Annotated in this window: 3 protein-coding genes, 5 tRNA genes and 1 rRNA gene; 1 reads left to right on the forward strand and 8 read right to left on the reverse strand. The window is 38.2% G+C overall.

Going from position 1 to position 4,415, the window contains the following annotated elements:
- Positions 1–173 precede the first annotated feature (173 nt).
- The 4 genes from PR800_RS19390 to PR800_RS19405 form a co-directional block, all read right to left on the reverse strand.
- A tRNA-Thr gene (locus PR800_RS19390) sits at positions 174–249 on the reverse strand.
- Positions 250–255: 6 nt separating this feature from the next.
- Positions 256–330 (reverse strand) — tRNA-Gly (locus PR800_RS19395).
- 75 nt (positions 331–405) lie between these two features.
- Positions 406–490: transfer RNA gene (locus tag PR800_RS19400), tRNA-Tyr, on the reverse strand.
- A gap of 15 nt (positions 491–505) precedes the next feature.
- Positions 506–581 (reverse strand) — tRNA-Thr (locus PR800_RS19405).
- A 426-nt stretch (positions 582–1,007) separates the two neighbouring features.
- Here PR800_RS19405 and coaA point away from each other — a divergent pair.
- The gene (coaA, locus tag PR800_RS19410; RefSeq protein WP_102140753.1) at positions 1,008–1,958 is read left to right on the forward strand and encodes a type I pantothenate kinase; all 951 of its coding nucleotides are present in this window, start codon (positions 1,008–1,010) and stop codon (positions 1,956–1,958) included.
- A gap of 42 nt (positions 1,959–2,000) precedes the next feature.
- Here the strand turns inward: coaA and birA are convergent, their stop codons facing one another.
- From birA to PR800_RS19430, 4 genes are all read right to left on the reverse strand, one after another.
- On the reverse strand, positions 2,001–2,972 hold the full coding sequence (birA, locus tag PR800_RS19415) for a bifunctional biotin--[acetyl-CoA-carboxylase] ligase/biotin operon repressor BirA (RefSeq protein ID WP_166268372.1): 972 nt from the start codon (positions 2,970–2,972) through the stop codon (positions 2,001–2,003).
- Entirely contained in the window at positions 2,969–4,003 is a 1,035-nt protein-coding gene (murB, locus tag PR800_RS19420) for a UDP-N-acetylmuramate dehydrogenase (RefSeq protein ID WP_166268370.1), read from the reverse strand. Before murB ends, birA begins: the two co-directional genes overlap by 4 nt.
- Positions 4,004–4,158: 155 nt before the next feature.
- Positions 4,159–4,274, reverse strand: a 5S ribosomal RNA gene (gene rrf / locus PR800_RS19425).
- Between the two features lie 26 nt (positions 4,275–4,300).
- Positions 4,301–4,376: transfer RNA gene (locus PR800_RS19430), tRNA-Thr, on the reverse strand.
- Positions 4,377–4,415 lie beyond the last annotated feature (39 nt).

Below are 4,415 nucleotides of genomic sequence, written 5' to 3' on the forward strand. Positions count from 1 at the left end.
GATAGTACCAACGTTAACGTGCGGTTTTGAACGTTCAAATTTTTCTTTAGACATTAGATTGTCCCTCTAAGACACGGAATCGGTGGTTAAACCACATCAACCAAGCAAGAATTTATTTTCGCTTGTTTTTTTCAGGAGACAAATCAGGGAGATAATTGAGAACATGAAGGAAGTGGTGCTGATAGGCAGATTCGAACTGCCGACCTCACCCTTACCAAGGGTGTGCTCTACCAACTGAGCCATATCAGCACATCTTGGAGCGGGCAGCGGGAATCGAACCCGCATCATCAGCTTGGAAGGCTGAGGTAATAGCCATTATACGATGCCCGCAATGAACTCGGCTACCTGAGTTATCAGCTGTTAAACTGTTCCTCAAAATTTTCATTGAAGAAAATTTCTTGGAGATGGTGGTGGGAGAAGGATTCGAACCTTCGAAGTCTGTGACGGCAGATTTACAGTCTGCTCCCTTTGGCCGCTTGGGTATCCCACCTATCCAAATTTTTAATGGTGCCGGCACCAAGAGTCGAACTCGGGACCTACTGATTACAAGTCAGTTGCTCTACCAACTGAGCTATGCCGGCATCAAGTGCTGCGCATTCTAGGTAGAGTCGGCGCAGGTTGCAACAAAAAAATTAACTTTTTTGTCTGTTCGCTCACATTTTGTTCGCTTTTTGCATTTTTGTTGATTTTTTAACTATTTTAAGCTTAAAACATCAACAACAGCTGTTAACTATAGTCCATTACCATTTAGTCAGTAAAGGGAGAAAAAGACTTAAAATTTTTAAAATTATTATTTTTTATTCGATATCATAATTTTACCCTTTCATTTTTAGGTGTTTTTTTCGTCACTCAGTATCATTTTTTCTGCGTATATCAAAAAAAACTCATAAAAAATAGAAAAAAACCTACGCCTACCCACTTTCACTCGCTATGATGCTAGCAAATTTTATGGATACGGGTGTTTAGGCAACCTGTCCAACCTGCACAAAATAGGCAGATGTTGGTTTATGAAAAAGAAAGAAAATTTTATTACTACGCCATACTTAGAGTTTGATAGAGAACACTGGGCAACTTTACGTGATTCAGTTCCACTTACATTAACATCGAGCGAACTCTTAGAGTTAAAAGGGATTAACGAAGAGCTCTCTATGGAAGATGTTATAGAGATTTATCTACCTTTATCGCGTTTATTGAATTTTTATATCAGTTCAAACTTACGTCGTCAGGCTGTCTTAGAGCAGTTTCTTGGAACTAATGGCGCAAAAGTGCCTTATATTATTGGTATAGCGGGTAGCGTAGCTGTTGGTAAAAGTACAACGGCACGTTTGCTACAAGCACTACTCACTCGTTGGCCAGAACACCGTAAAGTTGACTTAATTACGACTGATGGTTTTTTACATCCTAATCAAGTATTGAAAGATAGGAATATCATGAAGAAAAAAGGGTTTCCGCAGTCTTATGATATGCGAAAACTTGTCAACTTCGTGTCGCAAATAAAATCAGGTGCACGTAACGTTAAAGCACCAGTTTATTCACATTTAACGTATGATATCGTTCCTGACCAGGAACAAATCATTGATCAACCTGATATTTTAATACTTGAAGGGCTGAATGTCTTACAAAGTGATATGGATTACCCACAAGATCCTCATCATGTCTTTGTATCTGACTTTGTTGATTTTTCTATTTATGTTGATGCTGCACCTGAATTATTAAAACAGTGGTATATCGGCCGGTTTCTTAAATTTAGGCAAGGTGCATTCTCAGATCCTGATTCTTATTTCCATAATTATTCTAAACTAAGGGAAGAAGAAGCAATTAATATTGCAGGCTCTATCTGGGATGAAATTAACGGATTAAATCTTGAAGAAAATATATTACCAACAAAGGAAAGAGCAAGTTTAATTATGACTAAAGGTGAAAACCATTCTATTCAGAGTGTTAGACTAAGAAAGTAATTATTTATATTGGCCGGCTTATTGCCGGCCAATAATATATAATCAATTAGGCCGCAATGATATTTCACCACCTATATACGGTATTATTTCATCATTATCTTTTTGTAATAACAAAGCACCTTGATCATTAATACCACGTTCAACACCCGTTATTATATCATTACCTATCAATAGCTTAACAGGTCTATTAAGAAAGTTGTCTAATTTAAACCACCGTTCTAAAAATGGTTTCAGCCCTTCTCGCTCAAATATAACCAAGGACTTTCTTAATGACTTAATAATATTTGCAGATAATTCATTACGCTCTATATTCTCAACTTCATCTCTTAGTGATGACCATTCTTGTGTTATTGTATTAGCGTCTTCAATATTGTTTTTATTCATACCAATATTAATTCCAATCCCAATAATAATGTGAGCGGCATCTCCTGTTTTACCTGTTAATTCAACTAGAATTCCGGCAAGTTTTTTATCATTCATATATAAATCATTAGGCCATTTTACTTTTACTTTATCTTGGCTTATTTTATTCAATGCTTCCGCAATGACGATACCGACAACAAGGCTTAGTCCTACTGCAGCGGCAGGGCCTTGATCTAATTTCCAATACATAGAAAGGTAGAGATTACAGCCAAATGGTGAAATCCACTGGCGCCCTCTTCTACCACGCCCAGCACTTTGATATTCGGCTAAGCAAGTATCCCCTGACTTCAGGCTATTAATACGCTCTAACATATATTGATTCGTTGAATCAATAACTGGCTCAACAATAATATTCACGCCATCAACTTGTTTTTTAATAACTTCTTTGCTTAATAAATTGATTTGATATGGTAGCTTATAGCCTTTGCCAGCTATTGTTTCTATGTTTAGTCCCCAAGAGCGCAATGTTTTGATATGTTTATTAATTGCAGATCTTGTCATTCCTAATTGTTCACCGAGTTGCTCCCCCGAATGGACCTGAGCATCAGCTAAGATATCAATTAGCTGTAAAGGAATATTAGTTTCTTTCATCGAATATAATCCATTGCATTAACTTCACCCCTTCTGCCTATAAACCTGACTTCTGGCTCTAAGATAATATCAAAACGCTTTGCTACCGTTTGACTCACATATTTCGCCAAGTTAGCAATATCTTGCCCTGTTGCGTGGTGCTTATTAATTAGCACCAACGCCTGTTGGGTGTGAACGGCAGCACCACCGATTTGATGACCTTTTAAACCACACTGGTCAATTAGCCAGCCTGCGGCTAATTTAATACTGCCATCAGCTTGTTCATATTGGGGACAATTAGGATAAGCTATTTTTATGGCCTGTGCCTTTTCTGCCGAAATAACGGGATTCTTAAAGAAACTCCCCGCATTGCCTGTTACTGTTGGGTCAGGTAATTTACTTCTACGTGTTTGGCATACAGAGTTGAATACTTGTTCTGGCGTTACTGTATTGGGGTCAAGTTGAGCAAGGTCACCATACATAAGCTTAGGTGCCCATTCTTTAGCAAGTTTTAACCCAACACTGATAATGACATGACCATATTGATATTCATGCTTAAAAATACTATCACGATAGCCAAACTGGCACTCAGCAGCGGTTAGCCGAGCTACTTTACCTGTTTCTAGAGAAAGTACATCAACATACTCACATATATCTTTCAGCTCTATACCATAAGCACCAATATTTTGAATGGGAGCAGAGCCAACACAACCCGGGATCAACGCTAAATTTTCTGCACCAAAAACACCTTTACTCAATAATATTTCAAGTAATTGATGCCAATTTTCACCTGCTTGGGCATGAACATACCAATAGCTGTTATCTTCTGTTATTTTTATACCCTTCAGCTGATTGATAATTACCACACCTTCAAAATCTGCAACAAATAGAACATTGCTTCCTCCCCCTAATAATAATACGGGAAGTTGCTGATTTTTAGCCTCGGCCCATTGTTGGAGTAAAGATTCTTGATTATCCACAAAAACAATTGATAATGCTTTTGCTTGAATGCCAAAGCTATTAAATGATTTAAGTTCAGACATTAGGTTCATTACAGCCTTCAGTACAAATAAAACTAGGATAGGATAAGTCTATCAGGCTGGATTACGAGTGAATAGCAAGATTAGGAAAATAAGATAATTAGTAAAAATTATTCTATTCGTAGAATGAAAAAAGCCACCCAATGGGTGGCTTCTTTGTATTTAAAACCTAGCAGTTCCCTACTCTCACATGGGGAGACCCCACACTACCATCGGCGCTACGGCGTTTCACTACTGAGTTCGGCATGGGGTCAGGTGGGACCACCGCGCTATTGCCGCTAGGTAAATTCTTTTTAAATGCCGATTATATGGTGCTGATACCCAGATTCGAACTGGGGACCTCACCCTTACCAAGGGTGTGCTCTACCAACTGAGCCATATCAGCAATATGGTGCGGTCAGTCAGTACTGACACAACCTTAAAA

The sequence above is a fragment of the Providencia sp. PROV205 genome, from assembly GCF_028479505.1.
GTDB lineage: Bacteria > Pseudomonadota > Gammaproteobacteria > Enterobacterales > Enterobacteriaceae > Providencia > Providencia huaxiensis.